Raw genomic sequence first — 20,380 nt, 5'->3', positions numbered from 1 at the left:
GAGCGGTGAAATGTTCGGGCGACGTCCGCCCGGTCGGCGTTCGCTGCCGGGACTTTGGTCAGATATCGGACGATGAGATCATTGTGTTCCCGACACACGCTCTGACCAGGAACATACGGGCGGCTGATCTGTTTTCATGGTTACCAACGCGCAACGCAGGAGCGACCAATGGATCAGGACCATATGAACCGCGACAAGCGGCCAGATATCCAGGCCGGCGGCGACACCCATCAGACCGCGGGCGATGGCAGGCCGCGCATGACCACGGCGCAGGGCACACCGCTCTCCGACGGCCAGAACTCGCTGAAACAGGGCGCACGCGGACCTACGCTCATGGAAGATTTCCTGTTCCGGGAGAAGATCTTTCATTTCGATCACGAACGCATTCCCGAGCGTGTCGTCCATGCCCGGGGCTATGGGGCGCACGGCTTTTTTGAGACCTATGAGTCGCTCTCCGAGCTTACTTCGGCCGATCTGTTCCAGCGTGCCGGAGAGCGGACGCCCGCCTTCGTGCGGTTCTCGACCGTCGCGGGCAACAAGGGTTCGGCGGATCTGGCCCGCGACGTGCGCGGCTTCGCGGTCAAGCTCTACACGCAGCAGGGCAACTGGGACATCGTCGGCAACAACATTCCGGTGTTCTTCATCCAGGACGCGATCAAGTTTCCCGATCTCATTCATGCGGCGAAAGAAGCCCCCGACCGCGCCTTTCCGCAGGCGCAGACGGCGCATGACAATTTCTGGGACTTCATGTCGCTGATGCCCGAGGCGATCCACATGGTCATGTGGATCATGTCCGACCGCGCCATCCCGCGGTCGTTCCGCTTCATGGAAGGTTTTGGGGTCCATACTTTTCGCATGGTCAATGCCGAGGGCGAGGCCCGCTTCGTCAAGTTCCATTGGAAACCCAAGCAGGGGCTGCAATCGGTGACCTGGCCTGAAGCCGTGGGCATCAACGGCGCCGATCCAGATTTCCACCGCCGCGATCTGTGGGAGGCGATCCAGTTCGGCGACCTGCCGGAATGGGAGTTGGGGTTGCAGGTTTTCGATGACGAATTCGCAAACCGCTTCGCCTTCGATATCCTCGATCCGACCAAGATCGTCCCCGAGGAGGAGGTACCGGTGCGCAGGGTCGGACGGTTGGTCCTCGACCGGGTGGTCGACAATTTCTTCGCCGAGACGGAGCAGGTGGCCTTTCATACCGGCAATATCGTGCCGGGCATAGACTTCACCGACGATCCGCTGCTTCAGGGCCGGAACTTTTCCTATCTCGATACCCAGCTCAAGCGGCTGGGCGGGCCGAACTTCACCCACCTGCCAGTCAACGCGCCGAAATGCCCGTTCCACCATTTCCAGCAGGACGGGCATATGGCCATGGCCAACCCCTCGGGGCGTGCCAACTACGAGCCGAATTCCTGGTCCGGGGCCGAAGGCGGACCGCGTGAGGATCCGACAGGATTCCAAAGCGTCCCGGTCGCCGCCCCGGGGCCGAAGGTGCGGGAACGGTCCGAGAGCTTTGCCGATCATTACAGCCAGGCCCGCCAGTTCTACATTAGCCAGACGCCGGTGGAGCAGGCACATATGGCTGCGGCGCTGGTGTTCGAGCTTTCGAAGGTCGAACACCCTGAGATCCGTGCGCGGTTGGTCGGCCATCTGCGCCATGTGAACGAAGAACTCGCAGGCGAGGTGTGCGACGGCCTCGGTATGGATATGCCCGAGGCGCCGGTGCCTGCGCGCGAGCCTATCCCCGACCTGCCGCCCTCTGACGCGCTCAGTATCCTGAAAAACGGCCCGAACTGCTTTGCCGGGCGCAAGCTCGGTATCCTGCTCTCCGACGGTGTCGACATCGACCAGGTCGAGGCGCTTCTTGCGGCGGTACGCGGAGCGGGTGCGATCCCTGCCATCGTCGCACCGCGGATCGGGGGGGTGAAGGCGTCGGACGGCACCGAGATCGGTGCGCAGGAATGCATAGACGGTGGCCCGTCAGTGCTGTTCGATGCGGTGGCGATTCTGCTTTCGGAAGGGGGAGCGGGGAATCTGGCCGAAAAACATGCGGCGCGGGTCTGGCTTGCTGATGCGTTTGCGCATGGCAAGTTCATTCTCTACAACGATGCGTCCCGCCCGTTGTTCGACGCAGCCAAGCTGCCCCTTGAACCGGACGAAGGCATGATGGTCATGGGCGATGGTATGCCGAGGCAGTTTCTGGACCGTTGCGCCGCGCTGCGGTTCTGGGGCCGTATGAGGTGAGGGGGCGGACGGCCGCCGTGAAGCAGAAACTGATCCATGTCACGGATGATGGCCCGGGCATCACGCGCCGCCGCCGCGGACGCGGCTTCAGTTATTACACGCCCGACGGAACGCTGATCCGCGATCCTGAAGAGCGCGCCCGGATCGAGGCGCTGGCCGTACCTCCGGCTTATGAGGAGGTCTGGATTTCGCCGGATCCGCGCGGGCACCTGCAGGCCACCGGTCGCGATGCCGGGGGGCGCAAGCAGTACCGCTATCACCCTGACTGGCAGGCGCTCCGGGCACAGCGCAAGTTTGGCGATCTGGCCGCCTTCGGCCGAGCGCTGCCACGCCTCCGCCGACGCATCGCCGTGGATCTCCGCGCTCCCGCCGGATCGCGCCGGCTTGCCTTGGCGGCGGTTCTGGCGCTTCTGGACCGGGCTGCGCTGCGGGTGGGTAACGCCTGCTACGCCGCTGAGAATGGCAGTTATGGCGCAAGCACGCTGCTGGGCCGGCACGTCCGCTTCGACGGGCAGGACATCACTATTGTCTTTCCCGGAAAGCACGGTGCAAGGGTCGAGGCACACCTTCAGGGCAGGCGTCTTGCGCGGGCGTTGCACCGCATCCACGACCTGCCGGGGGCGGCGCTGTTCAGTTGGCGCGACGGCGAGGACATATTGCACACGCTGCGCTCCGAAGACATCAACGAGACGCTGCACGAGCTGTGCGGCAAGGATGCCAGCGCCAAGACCTTCCGAACCTGGAAAGGCACCCATGCCGCCTTTGCCCTGGCCGCGCAAACGGACGGTGCGCTGCGGATCACTGACATGGCCGAGGTCGCCGCCGCCTGCCTTCACAACAGCCCGGCCATCGCGCGCAAGAGCTATATTCACCCGTCGGTGATCGCCCTGGCCGAGATGGTGCCGCAGGATCGAACGGCGCGCCTGGCCGCGCTCGATCCGCCCGACCTCTCCGGTCTGCACGCTCACGAAGCGGAGCTTATTGCCCTGCTCGAGGGCTCTGTTCTGTCGTCTGTGCGGTGAGGGCGGAGGTGCAGTGTCGCCGGGAGTGTCCTGAACGGGAACATATCCGCCGCCGCGCTGTTCGACATCATCAGAAACTTCTGGAGGAGAGTAGATCAGATGACGGCCACGAGAACGGTAATCCTGCCGCTTGCGGGAAACGGTACGCGAATGCGGCCGGCGACGGATGCCATCGCAAAGGAATTGCTGCCCGTCTACGACACGCCCCTGTTGCATTTCGCGCTCGAGGAAGCGGTAGCGTCGGGCGCACGGCGCCTCGTTCTGGTGACGCGCGCAACGAAACCGGGCATTTCCGAATACGTCGAAACCCTGCTTTCGCAACCGGGTTCTCTGCTGGCCGATATCGAGGTTCGGTTCGCAGAGCAGGCTGAGCCGAACGGCCTTGGTCACGCTGTCCTGTGTGCTCGGACTTTCGCGCTGCCGGGGCCCGTCGGTGTGATCCTGCCGGACGACCTCATCCTCGGGAGGCCGGCGCTCGCCGAAATGGTCGCAGCCTTCGATCCTGAGCGAATGAAATGCCTCGCTGCCGCGCAAACCGTCGACCGCTCCGAATGCCAGAGATATGGCATCTTCGATCTGGCCACGCCCAGTGGCAGATCGGTCGTTCTGTCCGCGCGAACCCTTGTCGAAAAGCCCGATCCTGCGGATGCACCGTCGGACCTTGCCGTCGTCGGGCGGTACATATTGTCCCACGACATCTGGGACGTCCTTGAAAGGACGCCCGCGGGAGCGGGGGGTGAAATCCAGCTGACGGATGCCATCGCGGCGCTCGGCGGTCTTTGCGCCTTCCGGTTCTCCGGCCGCCGCTTCGATTGCGGAAGCAAGGAAGGTTGGTTTTCCGCAACGGAAGCCTACCGAAAAAGCCGTCTCGCCAATGAAACGGTGGCCGCGGAATAAGTCCGGCTCATGGCGGCACCGATAGTGAAGAGGATGCAGACGGATATGTGAATTGCGTTAGTAGCGCCGCTTTTCGAATGGGGCCCACCCTGCTGCGGCGGGTCATGAGGCGAGATGACCCTCCGTTTCCGACAAATACCGTTGTCTCGGGAACAGCGGGGCCGGGGAAATGTTTAGAGGGCCGACGCGCAAGGCGTTGTCAATCCAACTTCATACGAAGGAGATACCCATGAAGGCATTTTTGATATCCACAGCCATACTCGCCGCCGGAATAATGTCCGCGACGGCGCAGCAGTCGGGAGACATGTTTCATACCCGGGATGGACAGAACGCCGGAAACGAGATGATGGCGTCGGACCTGATCGGAATGCGGGTGTACCGCAGCGACGAGGCCGCAGACACGGCTGGTTACGACGGCGCCCAGAGCGGCTGGGACGACATTGGCGAGATCAACGACATCGTCCTGACGCGCGACGGCAGCGTCGATGCCGTTCTAGTCGATATTGGCGGGTTCCTCGGGATCGGCGAGCATCAGGTCGCCTTGGATATGGGGGCGCTTGGCTTCACCTCCGACACTTCGACCGAAGACCAGGCGGATTTCTTTATCGTGATGATGGCCGATCCCGATATGCTGGAAAACGCACCGGCCTATGATATGGATAGCGATCAGGCCAGTTCCGGGGCAACAAGCGAAAGCGACCAGGAGCAGGGCGTGGCAGAGACGGATCAGACCAGTGGCGACACCACCGCGGCTCAGCGGCGGCAGGACGCCGGCACGACCGAAGATGCCGGCTCCATGACCGATCCTGCGTGGCGCGACGGCTACAGGGATGCCGAAGAAAGCGACCTCACCGCCGAGCGCCTGACGGGCGCAAAGGTCTATGGCTCTGCCGAAGACTGGGTGGGGGAGGTTTCCGACATCGTGCTGGCCTCGGACGGATCGGTCGAGGCCGTCGTCATCGACGTTGGCGGTTTCCTCGGCATCGGCGAGAAACCGGTCGCACTTCGGCTTTCGGATATCGACATTCTGCGTTCGGAGACGGGCGAGGACGTGCGGGTGCATGTCCCGATGACCGAAGAGGAACTGGACGGGATGCCCGAATACACGGAGTGAAAACCGGTTTTCGAGGCAGGCCCGCGTTTTGGCGGGCCTGCCTTCGCTGGACGCTGCGTGGCGCGGTTCTGGTTGGTAGAGAGAGAGAGGAGTCGGTGGCACGCCATCGAGAGTGTCCGACCTTTTGTGTATGACTGATCCGGTCCATGCTTCACCGAAAGGAAGCATGAATGACCATCTCGAAAGAACTCCTGGACGAACTTCTGAAGGGCGTGGAGCGCCCTGAGGACCTGCTTGGCGATGCCGGGCTGATGAAAGAGCTGAAGATCCGGTTAATGGAGCGGATGCTGGGGGCCGAGCTGACCGCGCATCTTGGCTACGAGGAAGGCAAGGACGCCCCGCCGGGCCAAACCAACCGGCGCAACGGCGCATCGGCCAAGGTGCTGAAAGGTCAGGACGGGGAATTGCCGGTGGCGATCCCCCGGGACCGCGACAGCAGCTTCGAGCCGGAGTTGGTGAAGAAGGGCCAAACCCGGATCGACGGGATGGATGACAAGATCGTCGGGCTCTACGCCGCCGGTCTGAGCGTCCGCGACATCCGCGCCCATCTTGAAGACGTCTATGGGCTGAAGGTCTCACCTGACTTGATCAGCCGCGTCACCGATGCGGTGCTGGACGAGGTCCGGGAATGGCAGAGCCGGGCGCTGGACCGGATGTATCCCATCGTGCTTTTCGACGCGCTACGGGTGAAGATCCGCGACGCCGATAGCCGGACGGTCAAGAACAAGGCGGTTTACGTGGCCCTCGGCGTCACCCGCGACGGCAGCCGCGAGGTTCTCGGCCTTTGGATCGCCGAGAACGAAGGGGCGAAGTTCTGGCTCTCGGTGATGAACGAACTCAAGAACCGGGGGCTGCAGGACATCCTGATCGCCGTCGTAGACGGTCTCAAGGGCTTTCCCGAAGCCATCACGGCCGCCTTCCCGGACGCCATGGTTCAGACCTGCATCGTGCATCTGGTGCGCCATTCCCTGAACTTCTGCTCCTGGAAGGACCGCAAGGCCGTGGCCGCCGATCTGCGCCGGATTTACAGCGCTCCGAGCGCCGATATGGCCGAGGCCGAACTCGATGCCTTCGAGGAAAAATGGGCCGGGAAATACGCCTCCATCGCCCCGGCCTGGCGCCGGGCATGGCAGGAGGTGATCCCGTTCTTCGGCTTCGATCCGGCGATCCGCAAGATCATCTACACGACCAATGCCATAGAAAGCTTGAACCGCGTGATCCGGAAATCCATCAAGACGCGGGGCTCGTTCCCGACCGACGAGGCCGCGACCAAGTTAATCTACCTCGCCATCCGCAAATTCGAAAAGGACGGCCGAAATGTCCGGGAATGGTTTGCAGCACGCAATCAGTTCGCCATAATGTTCGGCGAGCGCTTCGACGCTTGAGTATCTGAAACTGCATGGGCCAGGCCAGATACACAAAGTTCAGGACACTCCCACGCCATCGGGCATTAAATTCCTGCAGCGCGGTCATGCCTCCCGCCGCATGGCGTCATAGACCTCCCTGGCTATCTCGCGTTCCTCGTCATTCGGCAGCACCCAGACCTGCTTCGCACTGTTCGGGCGCGACACGCGGTTGCCGCGTGGGAGGATGGTGGCCTCGGTCACTGCATCATTGCGGGCCGCATCCAGCGCTACGCCCGCCCAGACAAATGCGCCCGCGACCCGCTCCCGGATCAGCGGCTGGCCGACACCGGCTCCACCGGTAAAGACCAATGCATCAATGCCGCGAAGACGTGCCGCCATCGCGCCGGTATGACGTACGAGATCTTCGCAGAACTGGTCCACCGCGACCTGCGCGCGCCCGTCATCCGATCCCACGAGGTCGCGCAGGTCGCCGCTTTGCCCGGAGACCCCGAGCAGACCCGAGCGATGCCAGAGCATATCCTCCATGTCATCGAGATCGCACCCCTCCTGATGCAGCAGATAAAGGATCACACCCGGATCGACCGAGCCCGACCGGGTGGTCATCATCGGCCCGGCCAGCGGTGTGGCGCCCATCGTGGTGTCGACGCTCGCTCGGTCGCGGATGGCGCAGACCGACGCGCCGCCGCCCAAGTGCAGCGCCACGATCCGACGCAGGTCGCGATCTGCCATGCGGCGCGCGACCGAGCGGAAGGACAGGCCGTGGAACCCGTAGCGCTTCAGCAATGGACCCCGGGTCGGTTGCGGCAGGGGGAGTTCGCGCGCCCGGTCCGGGATGGTTTCGTGAAAAGAGGTGTCGAAGGTGGCGAACTGGACAAGCTCCGGCCGCGCCTGCATCAGCGTTTCTGCCGGGGCGAGGTTGGCCTCCTGGTGGTCCGGCGCAAAGGGGGCGAAGCTGCGTAGTTTCTTGACCAATTCCGGCGTGAGACGTACCGATGTGCCGGAAAGCGTGCCGCCGTGTACGACGCGGTGACCGACGGCGACGGTTTCGCCAAGGACGCGCTCCACCATGTTTAGCAATGCCGCTGCGCCGTCGCGATAATGGGCGCCGGGTGGACCGAGCGAATGTGTCAAACCGTCGTTGCGTACCACCAATTCAGTCTCTCCGACCGAACCATCATGCGATGCGGTTAGAATCCTTTGCGGGCGGCGGCCGCGCAGGACGAAAGCAGCTGCCTTCAGACTCGATGACCCGACATTGAGCGCGAGCACCGCTGTCATCACTCTTCCCCCGCCTTTGGCCGTCTTCGGTGCGGGCTCCGGTTCCGCACAAGCGAGGCGATTTCCCGGAATTCTTCCGCTATGCTGAGCGGCAGTGCGTCCATGCCGGTCAACACGGCACCGGGATCTTCCTGACCGTCGCGCGGCACCTCGCGTTCGGCGATCCAGTACAACAGCTCGTCCTGCGTCGTGGCATCCACGGTGGAGAGCAGACGGGCCAGAAGCTGGCGGTGTGCGATGATCCGGGCCTCCAGGATCGTCAGCCTGTCTTCGAGCGCGGTCATGGAATGGCATTCCCGTTACGCGGCCCGCTCAGGGGAAGCCGGTTCGGTGGCAATTCCGGCGGGATGTCCGGCTCCGTTTCGGGTGGTATTCCGCCCGGCACCTCCTCGGGGTCCGGCGGCACGTATTCCGGCGTATCGGGTTGATCGGGCTCTTCGGGAGGGGCCGGCGGCGGGGTGTTGTCCGGCTCAGGGTCTGGCGGGATCTCTTCCGGGGGCGCTTGAGGCGGAAGCCCGGCCCAGAGCGCGGGGGCGGGGTGGCTTTCGGTCGGGGATGGCAGTTCTCGGTTAGGCATGGGACCTCCATTTCAGGGTTGGCGGATGGTGTTGCCGGTGTGCGCCTCTTTTCATCGGGTTAGCGATCAGGCCTTCATTGGGGTCTGACCCGGGCACTTGGATGCCGGCCTCCGGGGGGACGGCACTTGTCGGGGAAGGGTCGGAACGCAGGCACGCAGGACGGCGAGAAACTGCTTGGCCCAGGATGCGGCATCAGTGCGTTGGACGACCTCCATGCAGGCGGTATGGCGTGCCTGCCGTTCCTCCAGCGGCATTGCGAACGCCCGACGATACGCCTCGGTCATGTCGTCGATATCGTAGGGATTGACCAGCAGTGCGTCCGTCATGTCCTCCGCGGCGCCTGCAAAACGCGACAGGATCAGCACACCCGGATCCGCCGGATCCTGCGCCGCCACGAATTCCTTGGCGACGAGGTTCATGCCATCGGCAATCGAGGTGACGGCGCAGACCCGTGCGCGCCGGTGCAGTCGGGCCAGCACGGTGCGGTCGATGCTGCGGTGAATGTAGCGGATCGGCACCCAGTCCAGTTCTGCGAAGGCCCCATTGAGATGGCCCGCGATCTCTTCGAGCTCGCTGGTGATGTCCTGATAGGCCTGGACCTGTTCGCGGGTGGGCGGCGCGATCTGCACGAGGCAGGGATAGCTGCCTTCCGGCCGGGTTTCGAGGTAGCGACCGAAGGCGCGAAACCGATTGGGAATGCCCTTGGAATAATCGAGCCGGTCGACCCCGATCACGAAGCTTTCGGGCGCGGCGCGGCCGAAGGGATCAGGCGCGTCGCGCGCGGCCTGTGTGCGGAAATCCTCGACGTCGATGCCGATGGGAAAGGAGCGGATCTCGGTGACGCGATCCTCGAACTTCACCGAGCCGTCGACCAGGAACTCGGCGCGTGGATCGGCGCGATACACTTCTAGACAGCGCGCCACGTCGGCGCGGGTCTGGAGGCCCACCAGATTGTAGGAGGCCAGCCAGTCGGAAAAATCCTCGGGCTGCGACAGGACCGAAAGGCTGCCGAGTTCGGGAAAGGGGATATGCAGAAAAAAGCCGATGCGATTGGAAAGCCCCAGCGCGCGCAGTTCGCTTGCCAGCGGAAAGAAGTGGTAATCATGGACCCAGATCACATCCTCGGGCCTTGCAATCGACGCGATCATCCTGCCGACCCGGGCGTTCACGGCCCGGTAACGCGCCTCGAAGGCGGCGGACATGTCAATCAGATCGACCCGCCGATGGCAGAGCGGCCAGAGCACCGAATTGGCATAGCCGAGATAATAGTCGGAGAGATCGTCTTCGCTGAGCCGGAAGGCGAGGTGCGTGTTGCCATTGTCCTGAATTTCCTCCAGTGGCTCGCGGCCGGTGCCGGTTTCGGGATGGGCACCGATCCAGAGACCGCCGGAGAGTGCAAGTGCATCCTTGAGCGCGACGACAAGACCCCCGGACGGGGGCTCTCCGGCCGGGATCCGGTTGGAAACGGCAATGAGTCTCGACGGCATCTGCACCCCTTTTTGCACAAACGTCCACTGTATGTGTTGGACAGGATCGAAACCGTCTCGGGGGCCGGATGTTCCCAATTTGCGCCGCGACGCTACCGCCGCCGCGGAGGTGTCCTGAGGGTTTGGTTCAGCCAAGCCAGCGCATCGTCCATCCGTGCGACTCGATACCTTGCCACCGTGTCGGAAGAGCCGATCCGCAACCCGAATCCGCCCAGTTCCTGCGCCACGCGAAAGCCGTCTTCATCGGTCGCATCGTCGCCGATCATGACCGGCAGGCGGCCTGCAAAAGGGGCATCCCTGAGAAACCGGCGCAGCGCGCGGCCCTTGTCCACTCCGGCAAGTGCCGCCTCGCTGACCATGTTGCCGTGCAGGGCCCGCAGGCCCCTGGTCGCCGCGGCGCGGGCGACACTGGACCGGCAGCTATCGGCGCTCTCAGGACGGTTGCGGTAATGCAGCGCGATAGAACCGGGCTTGCGCTCGATCAGAAGGCCATGTTTCGTCGCCACCGGCTGAAGCTGTCCAAAGGCGGCATCGAGCGCATTGTCGCCCGGGGTTGAGGTCTCGATGCATTTGTCGCTATGGCGAATTTCCATGCCGTGGCAGCCCGAGAGTGCCAGCGGCAGCCCCTCCAGCCGCTCCGCCAGATCGGTGAGCGCCCGGCCTGAGAGAATGGCAATCGCCCCGCCAGTGGCGGCGGCCAGCCGCACGAGCAGCCGCCGCGTGATCTCGGTCAGGCAGGCATCGCGGGGGCGGGATACGATTGGCGCAAGCGTGCCGTCGAAATCGAGGAACAGCGCATGGGCCGACCAACTGCAATCCGGCGGTGGTGTCCCGCCCACCAGATTTCGTTCGTTTGCAGGCTCCATGACAGGCATCTCGTTCGTTTCCGTGCGAAATCAACCCGGCTCTCAGCCGTGCAGGTCGCTTGGCTGCGCGATACCCTCGAGCGCGTCCCCTGCCGTTTCAGCGGCCTGTCGCACGGCGATGTCACCGAGGGACAGCACGCCCACCAGCCGCTTGTCACGGTCGATCACCGGGACGCGGCGGATTTGCTGGGCCCCCATGTTTCGCGCGGCGGCCTCGATCTCTTCGTCTTCGAAGCAATAGCAGACGTCGTCGGTCATCACCTCGCGCACCTTGGCGCCGGGTCCCTTTCCGGCGCCGACACCGCGGATCGCGATATCGCGGTCGGTCAGCATTCCGACGAGGCGGTCGTCTTCGCCTACTGGCAGAAATCCGGCGTCGATGCGCTGCATGAGTTCGGCGGCTTCCCCCAGTGTCTGGTCCGGGGAAACGGTCAGCGGGTGCGGGGACATGATCTCGGAAACCTTCATGGCGGATCCTCCTTTTCTGGCGGACCGGATTCGGTCCGCTGGTGTCGAAACAGATCTGTATCGGCTATGTTCCATCTTTCCTGTCAAACCGGCGCCGGCACCTCGCGCGGCGGGGCAATGGGATGGCGGTGATGCCGCGTGCCAGTATGGAAAAGGTGGCCAACCCTGCCGCGTTCAGCGCCATCAGCGGCAAGACAACCAGCATCCGTCGTGCCGGATCCCGCGAGTTCGTTCGGCAGGCCGGGATGAGCGTCACCAGATCCCTGCGATCCACAGGGCGACAAGGAGAAGTGCAATCAGTGCGAGAACCGGCAACAGCAGCCCGACGCGTCCAGACAACGTGTTCTGAAGCTCCGGCACCGTCGGTTTCCGGTCGGCGGGCTCGGCACGGCCGGCTTCGTGACGCTCCGCTTCCGCTACTTCTTCCGGGGTGGGCGGATGTCCTGCCGCCTCGTCGTCGGTCCCCAGCGGGGCAGCGGCGGGATCCTGAAAGGCAACCTTGTCGCCGGTGCCGCCCCGGTCGGTGCGCTCACGGAGCCGGTTCGCGGCGGCGGCGCCGTTGTCTTGCGGCCTGCGGGGGGATGTTCTGGGCATATTGGAGTCCTCCTATGATGAAGGTTGTGAACCGCGGGGCCCTCCAGATGTTCCCCGGGCGGTGCCCGGCCCGGGGTCGGGCGGGAACAAGCGGGCGCCGGATCTGTTTTCTTAAATGTTAACCGTCTGCCGACCGACGGAGGGTCCGTCGAACGGCATCACGCGAGGAAGGAGTCTGACATGAAACATCCCATGATCGCTGCGCTGGCCACCGCCAGTTTGCTGGCCCCGCCGCTTCATGCGGCGGAGGCAACAACCGAGGTCAAGGACCGCGACGGCAACGACCTGGGGGCGGTCCACGTTCGCGACATGCCGTCGGGCATCGCCCTGGCGACCGTGACGCTGACCGGGCTGCCGGAAGGAATCCACGCCATACACCTGCATGAAACCGGCGATTGCCAGTCCGAGGATTTCAGCTCGGCCGGCGAACATATCGCGGGCGATCGCGCGCATGGCGTGCTGACCGAGGACGGACCGCATCCCGGCGATATGCCCAATCTGACAGTCAAGGAGAACGGCATAGGGGAGATTGAGGTATTCCTGCCGTTCCTCGAGGTCGAGCGGGATATTCTGGATGAGGACGGGGCGGCCTTCGTGATGCACGAGGGCGTGGATGATTACGAAAGTCAGCCCTCGGGCAACGCAGGCGACAGAATTGCCTGCGGGGCGTTTTCGGTGCGAGAATGACCCGCAATCCAAGCCCCGGACGGTTCGAAGGCTGCGGGGTCGTCGTGACCGGGGCGGCGTCCGGTATCGGCGCCGCCACTGCGAGGCGTTTCGCCGCCGAAGGGGCGTTTGTGGCGCTGCTTGACAAAGACGACGCCACCCCGGTGGTGCGCACTCTGCCGAATGGCCGCGCCTTGGCGGTTCGCGTTGACATCAGCCACCGCGGCGAGGCCGAACGGGCCATCGCCCGGGCAGCGCACTGGATGGAGCGGCTCGACGTTCTCGTGAATTGCGCGGGCTATCCGGTGACCACGCCGTCGGAGACCATGACTGAAGAGGTGTGGCGTGCGCATTTCGAGGCGGATGTCCATGGGACCCATTTCCTGTCCGAAGCCGCGCGGCCACATCTGGAGCGGCGGGGCGGTGCAATCGTCAACGTCGGGTCGGTCGCGGGGCTGGGTGGTGACCGGGCAATGGAAGCATACAATGCCGCCAAGGGCGCAGAGCTTCGCCTGACCAATGCCATGGCGATCGATCTCGGTCCGCGCGGTGTGCGGGTGAATGCCGTCTGCCCGACGCTCACCCATACCGGGATGAGCCGAGATGTCGAGGCCCGGAGCGATCTGATGCGGCGTCTGCGTGCCCGTATCCCTCTCGGACGCATCGGTGGTGCTGAGGAGGTGGCCAGCGCAATCGCCTTTCTCGCCAGCGACGAGGCCAGTTTCATCACTGGCGCCGTTCTGCCGGTGGATGGCGGGATCAGTGCGGGCAGCGGCCAGCCCCCGCTGCTGTGATCCCCAGCCCGACAGGCTTACCCAGATCGTGAGGTTACAGAGTGCATCACCCGGACGACGTAGACGAAACGCCATTGGAACCCGAACCCGCCAGACCCGTTGCAACGGAACGGCAGGCTCTTGAGCGGCGTGACAATCACGAAATGCCGGTCCCAGCCCTTGATGCCGGGAAAGACCAGACCGGGCGCCCCTATCGCCATGAGGAGCGGCTTCGTCATAGGCCACCTTTCTGCTTCGCTCGCGTCATGGTTCGCGCCTTCCCGTGTTGTTCCCGGGAAGCCCTGCAAGGGTTCGTGAAAGAGACGGGTCAGTATGTGGCTGGCGGATCGCTGGCAGGGAAGGATTCGTCGCTTGCCTCGTCGACTTGGTCCCAGGTCCGGGGCGGGTCGCGCATCTGTGACGGCCCGGCATCGCGGATGCGCGGCATCTTTCGGCGCTGCAACGCCTGTCTGCCGAGCAGCAGCGCGCCGAATGCGGCAGCGACCATGATGAGTCTTCCGATCATGATGGTCTTCCTTCCGTTTGAACCTGATCCGCGTCGCGGCGGATAAGCTTGTTGAAACGGCTCGTCCCGCCGTCCCCGGTCTTGTCCTGATAGAGAAAGGCCAGACCGCGATTTTCGAAGATATCGAAGAACTCGCTCCAGCCGATTTCTTCCAGCGTGTCCTCCGGCGGGTCGAAGTCGACCCTGAGGACGCCGCCGCCGTCGGTCTGTTTCACCCGGGCGGGGCGGCCATTGCGGGCTTCGGCCCAGGCGCGGATGGTATCGTGATCCGTGGTTTGTCGGGTGTCGCTCATGTGCGATCCTCCTGCATCTGGCCGCGCCCTGGACCTTCGTCGGTCGGGAGCGGCGAAAACAATGGAAACAATTCCTGGGGGCATTGGTTCCGAACTCTACGAATACCCATGCCGAAATGATGCGGCGCAATGGAATTCCGGGATATAATACAATGAGTTATTGAGATTTTTCCTGATGTTCGTTGGATTGACGATCGTCATGCCTGGCCTGATGTATCTCAATACAATTGCGACCGGGCATATCTGCTGGCCCGACATGCGGCTCTGGATGGCGCCGTTCCTGATGCTGCGATGGCGGTGACTTTGATGGTGGGGCTGTATTTCAATCGTGCCATCGCCATCATGGACTCGGAGTGATAGCTTCAGGAAGCGCGGGCCCAGAGGCCGGGCGGCCGCGCGGACTGGCAGCGATGCGGAGATGGACTTTGCCCTCCCGGAAGTGCCGGAGGCCGGCTATTGCGGCTTCCGGTTTTGTGGCAAGGAATGACCCGCTGCCGGGGGGAAACGGGCGCGCCCGCGGCGGGGAAGTCCGCGGACGCGCCCTTACCGGGGCGGAGCCTTTGGCTCGGACCGCAGGGAGCGGCGGTCGTCATTGATTGGCCGCCCCGGTGTCCTTTCGCGCCGCTCAAGGCAGCGCATAGGCGATCAGGTAGTCACCGATGGGCGTTTCCATGAAGTGATGGCCGGTCGCGGCGATCATGACGTATTGTCGGCCGTCCGCCTCGTAGGTGATCGGGTTGGCCTGTCCACCTGCGGGCAGCACGTCGCTCCAGAGGGTTTCCCCGGTTTCGATGTCGATCGCCCGGAACAGGTTGTCCGTCGCCGCGCCGATAAACACCAGCCCGCCCGCCGTGACGACGGCACCGCCGTTGTTCGGCGTGCCGATCTTGAAGGGTAGCATCGACGGAATCCCGAAGGGACCATTCCGCCGCGCGGTGCCCAGCGGCGTATCCCAAACCGTTTCTCCAGTGGCAAGGTCGATGGCCCGGATGCCGCCATAGGGCGGTTCGATGCAGGGCACGCCGGTCACCGGATTGCGCCAGCCGGCGTTGACGTCGATGCCATAGGGCGCCCCGACCTGCGGGCTGCCCGCCCCTTCGGCGTTCTCGCCCGAAGAAGAGCCCGTCTCTTCCTCATAGATCGGCCGCAAGTTGCGCTCGTCCGCTTCCTCGCGGGTGATCAGCCGGTTGTAATTCGGAATGTCGTTGTAATTGGCGACGATCAGGCCGCGCTCGATATCCACCGCGACCGATCCCCAGTCCGAACCACCGTTATAGCCGGGATACTGAATCCAGGGCCGGTCGCTGGATGGCGGCGTGTAGAAACCCTGGTAATTCGCCCGCCGGAACTGGATGCGGCACCACAGTTGATCGAGCGGAGTGAAACCCCAGGCGTCCTTTTCTTCCAGGTCTTCCTTGCGCAGCGTGTGCCATTCCGAGACCGGCTGCGTGTCCGAGATATATTCCGGTTCCACGTCGCCTTTCGGTAGCCCGGACAGTTCGCCCACTGGCGTCAACGGCTCACCGGTCTCGCGGTCGAGGATATAGAGATCGCCCTGTTTGGACGGCAGCAGGATTGCCGGCGTGCCCTCATACTCGAGCAGCGTTGCCTGGCTGCCGAGATCGTAGTCCCAGACATCGTTGCGCACCGTTTGGAAATGCCACGCCACCGTTCCCGTCATGGCGTCCAGCGCCACGAGCGCTGTGGCATATTCATTCTCCTCTTCGGACCGGTTCGAGCCGTAATAATCCACCGACGAATTGCCCATCGGCAGATACACGTGGCCCAGTTCCTCGTCGGCAACGGCGGCGGTCCACATGTTGGGCGTGCCGCGGGTATAGACCTCGCCCTCGGGCGGACCGTTGCGGTTTTGCTCGGGTGCCGCCATGTCCCAGGCCCAGACAAGCTCGCCGCTGACGGCATCATATCCGCGGATGACGCCCGAAGGCGCATCCTCGGCCTCGCCATCCTTGACCTGCGCGCCGGTCACGATCACCCCGCGCACCACGGCAGGCGGTGCGGTGACGGCGTACCAGCCGGGCACGCGTTCGCCGATGTCCTGCCAGAGATCAACCGTGCCGTTCTCGCCGAAATCCTCGCAAGGGGTGCCGGTTTCCAGGTCGACCGCGACCAGCTTGGCGTCGAGCGTGCCCTGGATGACCTTGGTGGCGCAGGGATCGTCTTCGGCGGCATCGGGGTTGCTGTATGTCGAAACCCCGCGACAGGATGCGCCATAGGGGATGGCCTCGTTCGGCACGCCCGGATCGAAGCGCCAGTTCTCCTCGCCACTCGCCGCGTCGATCGAGATCAGCACATTCATCGCCGAGCACAGCAGCAGATCGTCGCCGACTTTGATCGGCGTGGTCTCGGGCGAGTATTTGCCCTCGGCGGTGCCTTCGGGCATGTCGCCGGTCCGAAACACGAAGGCGCGCTCCAGCCCGCCGACGTTGTCGCGGTCGATCTGGTCGAGCGGCGAATAGCGTGTGGCATGGGCGCCTCCCCCATAATAGGGCCAGTCCTCGCCGGCCTGGGCGGGCACGTCCGCTGCCGCCCGTTCAGCGGGTGTCGGTATGTCGCCATTGCCGGGGCCGGTGGCCCCTTCGTCCGGCGTCGGAGCCGGTGCTTCGGGTGCGGTCGGCGAGTCTGGTTCGCTCGGTGATGTGGTGTCATCCTGCGCCATCGCCGGCCCGGCTGCGCAGGCAATGGCCATGAGGCAGAGGGTGATCAATCTGGGAAGCATGGATAAGTCCTTCTCGGTTCCGGGAAGCTCTGAAATGTATCGCTGAAAGGCGGACGGCCCCGGGGCCGTCCGCTTGGGGTTCCGATCATAGGTCCTGTTCCGGTGCTGCGAATCCTGGGGAAGGAGCAGCGCCGGCCTTTTCGCGGCGCGTCCTCCCGGCTACGACGGGATCCTGCCGGGCCGCGTCTGACGGATTCTGAGATTATTCTGGACATGACGGACACCCAGCACATCCTCCGCACAATCCTCGGCACGCCGCTTCTGACCGCGTGAATTGACCTCGCCGTCCAGCACAACCTCGCAGTCTTGGACAGAAGCTTTTATGTCTGAAGCGTCCACGATTGCATCGGCGGTCAGATTGTCGTTCACGTCTTCGAGGATGCGCTCGTCCGATCGCTGATAGCCTTTCGGTCCGAGGCCGCGGTGGTCCGCTTCACGACGTTCCTGAGCCTCTTCATCGCCGAACCAGGAGGCGACCTCGTCGCTCGCGCGGTCCCAGAGATCGCGCTCGTTGCCGCGGTCGCGATAGCGGGTGCGCCAATCCCCGGGCCGCCCGTACATCCGCGGTCCATACATGCCGGGATAGGGCGCATAGAGTTCCGGCCACCAGCCCGTCACCGGATACTCATAGGGATCGCTGAAGGGATGACGGTATGCATCGCGGCGCGCGTTGCCGCGGAACTGCCGCTGCCGCTCGTCCCGCCATCTGCTGCCGCCGGGTCCTTCCCGGGGCTCGTCGGGATAATCTCCTTGATCGTTTCGTGCCATGGGAGTTCCTTCCTTTCTGACAGTATTTCCGGGGGTTCGGAGCGCGTGCACCTCACGCGCCCCGCCCGCATCCGGCTCAGGCGATTTCGTTGAGCCTGCTCTCGGCGACTTCAGTCAGCTTGTTGTCCGCCGCTTCTTCCTCGGCGATGGTCTGCTTGAGCAGATCCGCGCATTCCGGGCGGCCCAGTTCGTTCGACCATGCGATGAGCGTGCCATATCGGGTGATCTCGTAGTGTTCGACCGCCTGCGCGGCGGCTGCGAGCGCTGCGTCGCAGACAGCCTTGTCTGAGATGTCGCTCGTAATGTCTTCGGTTTCCTTGATAATGCCGTCGATGGCTGGGCAATCGACACCCTTGGCCTTTGCGCCGATCATGTCGAACAGTTCTTCCAATCGGCGGACATGGCCATGGGTTTCGTCGAGGTGATGGCTGAAGGCGTCTTTCAGCTTCTGGTCAGAGGCCTTGTCGATCATCTTCGGCAGGGCCTTCTCGATCTGTTTCTCTGCATAGTAGATGTCGCGCAGGGTATGCAGATACAGGTCTTCCATAGAGTCGATATCCTTGGAGAAGATCGCCATTCGGATGCTCCTTTCCTGGCAGGGCGCCCCCATCCTCCCGGGGTTGCTTCATGCCCGTTCCAACCGGCACATCGGGCCAATGTTCCTGAACCGAACTTGATTTTCTGCCACGGCAGAGTCCTGTGACAGGAGCACAGGATGACCTTTCCGGCACCTGAACAAACCCGCCCCGGCCGCCGGCCAGGCAGGTTTCGGGCGGCAGGACGATGCAGCCACCCCTCAGAATGGCCCCGAGGATTGCGCGGCAACGTGAATCCGCATTCCGTCGCGCGGCCAGGGCGGTATGGTGTCATGGCGAATTTCAAGATTCTGCGGCGGCACGCTGTAGTCGAGATTCAGAAAGAAACCGACGCCTTCGGCGAGCAGCGCGCGCGTGAGCCGTTCGCCGGGACAGCGATGGCCGGTCTTCATGGGCCCTCCGCCTTGGGGCACCAGCGAGGTTGGTGGCTGCCGGTCAGCAAGGCGGCAGGGGTCGAACCTGTGCGGTTCTGTCCAGGCAGACGGATCACGGCAGGTTCCGTAGAGGTCGAGCAAAAGCCAGTCATTTTCGGCAAAAGCCGTGTCGCGCCATTCGAACGGCTCCAGAACGCGCCCCCCGATCACGGGAAAGAACGGATAGAGGCGCCGCACTTCGTCGCAGAAATTCTCAAGTGCCGCATCGCTTTGGTCCTGGCGGAGGGCCGCCGCCGCGGCCGGGTTGGTCTGCAGGGCATGGATGGCAAAGACGATGTAACGCCCCACGGCCACGATGGGCCTGAGGAGATTCAGCAGTTCGACCGCGCAGACACTGTCCGGCATGGGCGATCTGTCGATGTCCCGATGCTCTGCCAGCCGGTCTATCGCCCATCCCCGCGTCTCTCCTTCCCGGCGGACCTGGGCGATTCTGCGCCGGGCCCACCGTTCGCCCCGCATCCGCAACCAGGCAGCCCTTGCACGACGCGGCCCCAAGCTGCCGACGCTGTCGATCATCGCGCATAAGTCTTCGCACCGGGCCTGCATGTCTTCGCGACGAAGTTCGAGACCGCACCAGCGAAAAGCCACATGGCACATTACTAGGTTGATGATCCGGCGTAGTTCGACGCTTTGACCCCGATAGGGCCGCATTGTTTGATCTAGTTCGTCCGAGAGCATCAGACGTGCCTGATACAACCGGTCGGGCACCATCATGTCGAGGAACATCGCTTTGCGCAGCCGGTGCGCCTCTCCGTCGAGCATCTGGACGCTGCAGCGGTCCTGCAGCAGCGACACCACCGTTGCGGGCATAGCTCCGCGTCGCGTCAGGCGGCCCGGAGCATAGAACATCTCAACAGCCGCAGGTCCGCGTACACAGGTAACCGGCCTGAGCATGAGCCGCGTCTGGAACGCATCGGTTCTCAGCGAGCGGCAACGATTGCCAATGAAATCGTAGCCTTCCTGAAGAAAGTCGAAGGTGCTGTCAAAGCGGTCCAGTTTGGGAATTGAGCTGCTTTCTGAAAGTAAATGCATGATGAACTGTCCCCCGTGTAAGTGATCGGACATGCCATGGCTTGATGATGAAGCAATTTGGCAGTCATCGGCCCACGCGGATCACCTGCCGCGCAAACAGGCGCGGCATCCAATTGTTCCAGATCGCCGGGGGTGTTGCGGATATTCGAAATATACGAGTTAATGTGATTTAATGTGATCCAGACAGAATGTCGGAGCGTAGTAAACAAAGTAACTGTCGGAAAACGGTGCGAGCGCCGCAAAATCTGGCAGCAGGCACGGAGCAGGCATGACAAAGAAGGAACCGAATCCAGAAGACTTGGAACATGTGCTTCGGGAACAACTTGAAAACATCCGCAAGGAAGAGGTTCCCGAGCGACTCCTCGAACTTGCGCGTGAACTTCAGGTACAACTGCGCAAGCGGAAGCAGCGGTTTTCCAAATAGGTCATCCCCCTGTACCGCCCCAGCGGGGAGCGACGACGGGTGGAGAGGCCGTTTCAGGCGGTTCCACGGTATCGCAGAGATAGACCTCCGGCTCTGGATGGGCCGTGATGCGAAAGCCTGTCAACGGCGGAGTAAAATTCGGCCATTGTGGCGGAGCAAAAGTCGGCCAGTTTGGGGCGAGCGCCTTGGAGCGTGCGGCCCTCATATAGCAAG

Annotated in this window: 22 protein-coding genes; 9 read left to right on the top strand and 13 right to left on the bottom strand. The window is 63.6% G+C overall.

Annotated elements, in window-relative coordinates; genetic code table 11:
* Nucleotides 1-168: 168 nt before the first annotated feature.
* The 5 genes from F3H87_RS08880 (at nucleotide 169) to F3H87_RS08860 (ending at nucleotide 6,662) form a co-directional block, all read left to right on the top strand.
* Entirely contained in the window at nucleotides 169-2,244 is a 2,076-nt protein-coding gene (locus F3H87_RS08880; protein WP_149789285.1) for a catalase, read from the top strand.
* A gap of 17 nt (nucleotides 2,245-2,261) precedes the next feature.
* Nucleotides 2,262-3,266 carry a DNA topoisomerase IB gene (locus F3H87_RS08875; RefSeq protein ID WP_223228015.1) on the top strand — a complete coding sequence of 335 codons (1,005 nt, stop codon included), beginning with the start codon at nucleotides 2,262-2,264 and terminating at the stop codon, nucleotides 3,264-3,266.
* A gap of 99 nt (nucleotides 3,267-3,365) precedes the next feature.
* A complete protein-coding gene (locus F3H87_RS08870) occupies nucleotides 3,366-4,163 on the top strand; it encodes a UTP--glucose-1-phosphate uridylyltransferase (RefSeq protein WP_149789287.1) in 798 nt (265 codons plus the stop codon).
* A 229-nt stretch (nucleotides 4,164-4,392) separates the two neighbouring features.
* A complete protein-coding gene (locus F3H87_RS08865; RefSeq protein WP_188129249.1) occupies nucleotides 4,393-5,277 on the top strand; it encodes a PRC-barrel domain-containing protein in 885 nt (294 codons plus the stop codon).
* Between the two features lie 170 nt (nucleotides 5,278-5,447).
* The gene (locus F3H87_RS08860; protein ID WP_149789289.1) at nucleotides 5,448-6,662 is read left to right on the top strand and encodes an IS256 family transposase; all 1,215 of its coding nucleotides are present in this window, start codon (nucleotides 5,448-5,450) and stop codon (nucleotides 6,660-6,662) included.
* Between the two features lie 84 nt (nucleotides 6,663-6,746).
* Here the strand turns inward: F3H87_RS08860 and F3H87_RS08855 are convergent, their stop codons facing one another.
* The 6 genes from F3H87_RS08855 to F3H87_RS08835 form a co-directional block, all read right to left on the bottom strand.
* Nucleotides 6,747-7,922, bottom strand: coding sequence for an acetate/propionate family kinase (locus F3H87_RS08855; RefSeq protein ID WP_188129250.1), 1,176 nt, complete (start codon nucleotides 7,920-7,922; stop codon nucleotides 6,747-6,749).
* Nucleotides 7,922-8,206 carry a hypothetical protein gene (locus tag F3H87_RS21800; RefSeq protein WP_188129251.1) on the bottom strand — a complete coding sequence of 95 codons (285 nt, stop codon included), beginning with the start codon at nucleotides 8,204-8,206 and terminating at the stop codon, nucleotides 7,922-7,924. The genes F3H87_RS08855 and F3H87_RS21800 overlap by 1 nt, the downstream gene beginning before the upstream one ends.
* Before the next feature lie 359 nt (nucleotides 8,207-8,565).
* The gene (locus tag F3H87_RS08850; RefSeq protein WP_149789291.1) at nucleotides 8,566-9,987 is read right to left on the bottom strand and encodes an alpha,alpha-trehalose-phosphate synthase (UDP-forming); all 1,422 of its coding nucleotides are present in this window, start codon (nucleotides 9,985-9,987) and stop codon (nucleotides 8,566-8,568) included.
* Nucleotides 9,988-10,079: 92 nt separating this feature from the next.
* Nucleotides 10,080-10,853, bottom strand: a complete 774-nt coding sequence (otsB, locus tag F3H87_RS08845) for a trehalose-phosphatase (protein WP_188129252.1) — start codon at nucleotides 10,851-10,853, stop codon at nucleotides 10,080-10,082.
* A gap of 42 nt (nucleotides 10,854-10,895) precedes the next feature.
* The gene (locus F3H87_RS08840; protein WP_149789293.1) at nucleotides 10,896-11,321 is read right to left on the bottom strand and encodes a CBS domain-containing protein; all 426 of its coding nucleotides are present in this window, start codon (nucleotides 11,319-11,321) and stop codon (nucleotides 10,896-10,898) included.
* A 252-nt stretch (nucleotides 11,322-11,573) separates the two neighbouring features.
* Nucleotides 11,574-11,915, bottom strand: coding sequence for a hypothetical protein (locus F3H87_RS08835; protein ID WP_149789294.1), 342 nt, complete (start codon nucleotides 11,913-11,915; stop codon nucleotides 11,574-11,576).
* Between the two features lie 180 nt (nucleotides 11,916-12,095).
* On the opposite strand from F3H87_RS08835, the gene F3H87_RS08830 reads away from it, so the two are divergent.
* Both F3H87_RS08830 and F3H87_RS08825 read left to right on the top strand, forming a co-directional pair.
* Entirely contained in the window at nucleotides 12,096-12,602 is a 507-nt protein-coding gene (locus tag F3H87_RS08830; protein ID WP_149789295.1) for a superoxide dismutase family protein, read from the top strand.
* Complete coding sequence (locus F3H87_RS08825; protein WP_149789296.1) at nucleotides 12,599-13,375, top strand: SDR family NAD(P)-dependent oxidoreductase; 777 nt, start codon at nucleotides 12,599-12,601, stop codon at nucleotides 13,373-13,375. The genes F3H87_RS08830 and F3H87_RS08825 overlap by 4 nt, the downstream gene beginning before the upstream one ends.
* Before the next feature lie 17 nt (nucleotides 13,376-13,392).
* On the opposite strand, the gene F3H87_RS08820 is transcribed toward F3H87_RS08825, so the two are convergent.
* From F3H87_RS08820 to F3H87_RS08810, 3 genes are all read right to left on the bottom strand, one after another.
* Complete coding sequence (locus tag F3H87_RS08820) at nucleotides 13,393-13,593, bottom strand: hypothetical protein (RefSeq protein ID WP_149789297.1); 201 nt, start codon at nucleotides 13,591-13,593, stop codon at nucleotides 13,393-13,395.
* Nucleotides 13,594-13,682: 89 nt separating this feature from the next.
* Entirely contained in the window at nucleotides 13,683-13,880 is a 198-nt protein-coding gene (locus F3H87_RS08815) for a hypothetical protein (protein WP_149789298.1), read from the bottom strand.
* Nucleotides 13,877-14,173 carry a hypothetical protein gene (locus F3H87_RS08810; protein WP_149789299.1) on the bottom strand — a complete coding sequence of 99 codons (297 nt, stop codon included), beginning with the start codon at nucleotides 14,171-14,173 and terminating at the stop codon, nucleotides 13,877-13,879. Before F3H87_RS08810 ends, F3H87_RS08815 begins: the two co-directional genes overlap by 4 nt.
* 175 nt (nucleotides 14,174-14,348) lie before the next feature.
* Here F3H87_RS08810 and F3H87_RS22075 point away from each other — a divergent pair, with 175 nt between their 5' ends.
* Complete coding sequence (locus tag F3H87_RS22075) at nucleotides 14,349-14,474, top strand: hypothetical protein (RefSeq protein WP_262974978.1); 126 nt, start codon at nucleotides 14,349-14,351, stop codon at nucleotides 14,472-14,474.
* A 324-nt stretch (nucleotides 14,475-14,798) separates the two neighbouring features.
* On the opposite strand, the gene F3H87_RS08805 is transcribed toward F3H87_RS22075, so the two are convergent.
* From F3H87_RS08805 to F3H87_RS08790, 4 genes are all read right to left on the bottom strand, one after another.
* On the bottom strand, nucleotides 14,799-16,913 hold the full coding sequence (locus tag F3H87_RS08805) for a pyrroloquinoline quinone-dependent dehydrogenase (RefSeq protein WP_188129253.1): 2,115 nt from the start codon (nucleotides 16,911-16,913) through the stop codon (nucleotides 14,799-14,801).
* A gap of 159 nt (nucleotides 16,914-17,072) precedes the next feature.
* Nucleotides 17,073-17,681: a BON domain-containing protein gene (locus F3H87_RS08800; RefSeq protein ID WP_149789300.1), complete on the bottom strand. Its 609-nt coding sequence runs from the start codon at nucleotides 17,679-17,681 to the stop codon at nucleotides 17,073-17,075.
* 76 nt (nucleotides 17,682-17,757) lie between these two features.
* Entirely contained in the window at nucleotides 17,758-18,258 is a 501-nt protein-coding gene (locus F3H87_RS08795; RefSeq protein ID WP_149789301.1) for a YciE/YciF ferroxidase family protein, read from the bottom strand.
* A 219-nt stretch (nucleotides 18,259-18,477) separates the two neighbouring features.
* Nucleotides 18,478-19,743, bottom strand: a complete 1,266-nt coding sequence (locus F3H87_RS08790; RefSeq protein ID WP_188129254.1) for a cytochrome P450 — start codon at nucleotides 19,741-19,743, stop codon at nucleotides 18,478-18,480.
* Between the two features lie 268 nt (nucleotides 19,744-20,011).
* Here F3H87_RS08790 and F3H87_RS21795 point away from each other — a divergent pair, with 268 nt between their 5' ends.
* Nucleotides 20,012-20,167, top strand: coding sequence for a hypothetical protein (locus F3H87_RS21795; protein WP_188129255.1), 156 nt, complete (start codon nucleotides 20,012-20,014; stop codon nucleotides 20,165-20,167).
* The last annotated feature ends 213 nt before the right edge of the window (nucleotides 20,168-20,380 follow it).

It is taken from the genome of Lutimaribacter pacificus, from assembly GCF_900142185.1.
Taxonomy (GTDB): Bacteria; Pseudomonadota; Alphaproteobacteria; order Rhodobacterales; family Rhodobacteraceae; genus Lutimaribacter; species Lutimaribacter pacificus.
This window is presented reverse-complemented; position numbering and strand designations above follow the sequence as displayed.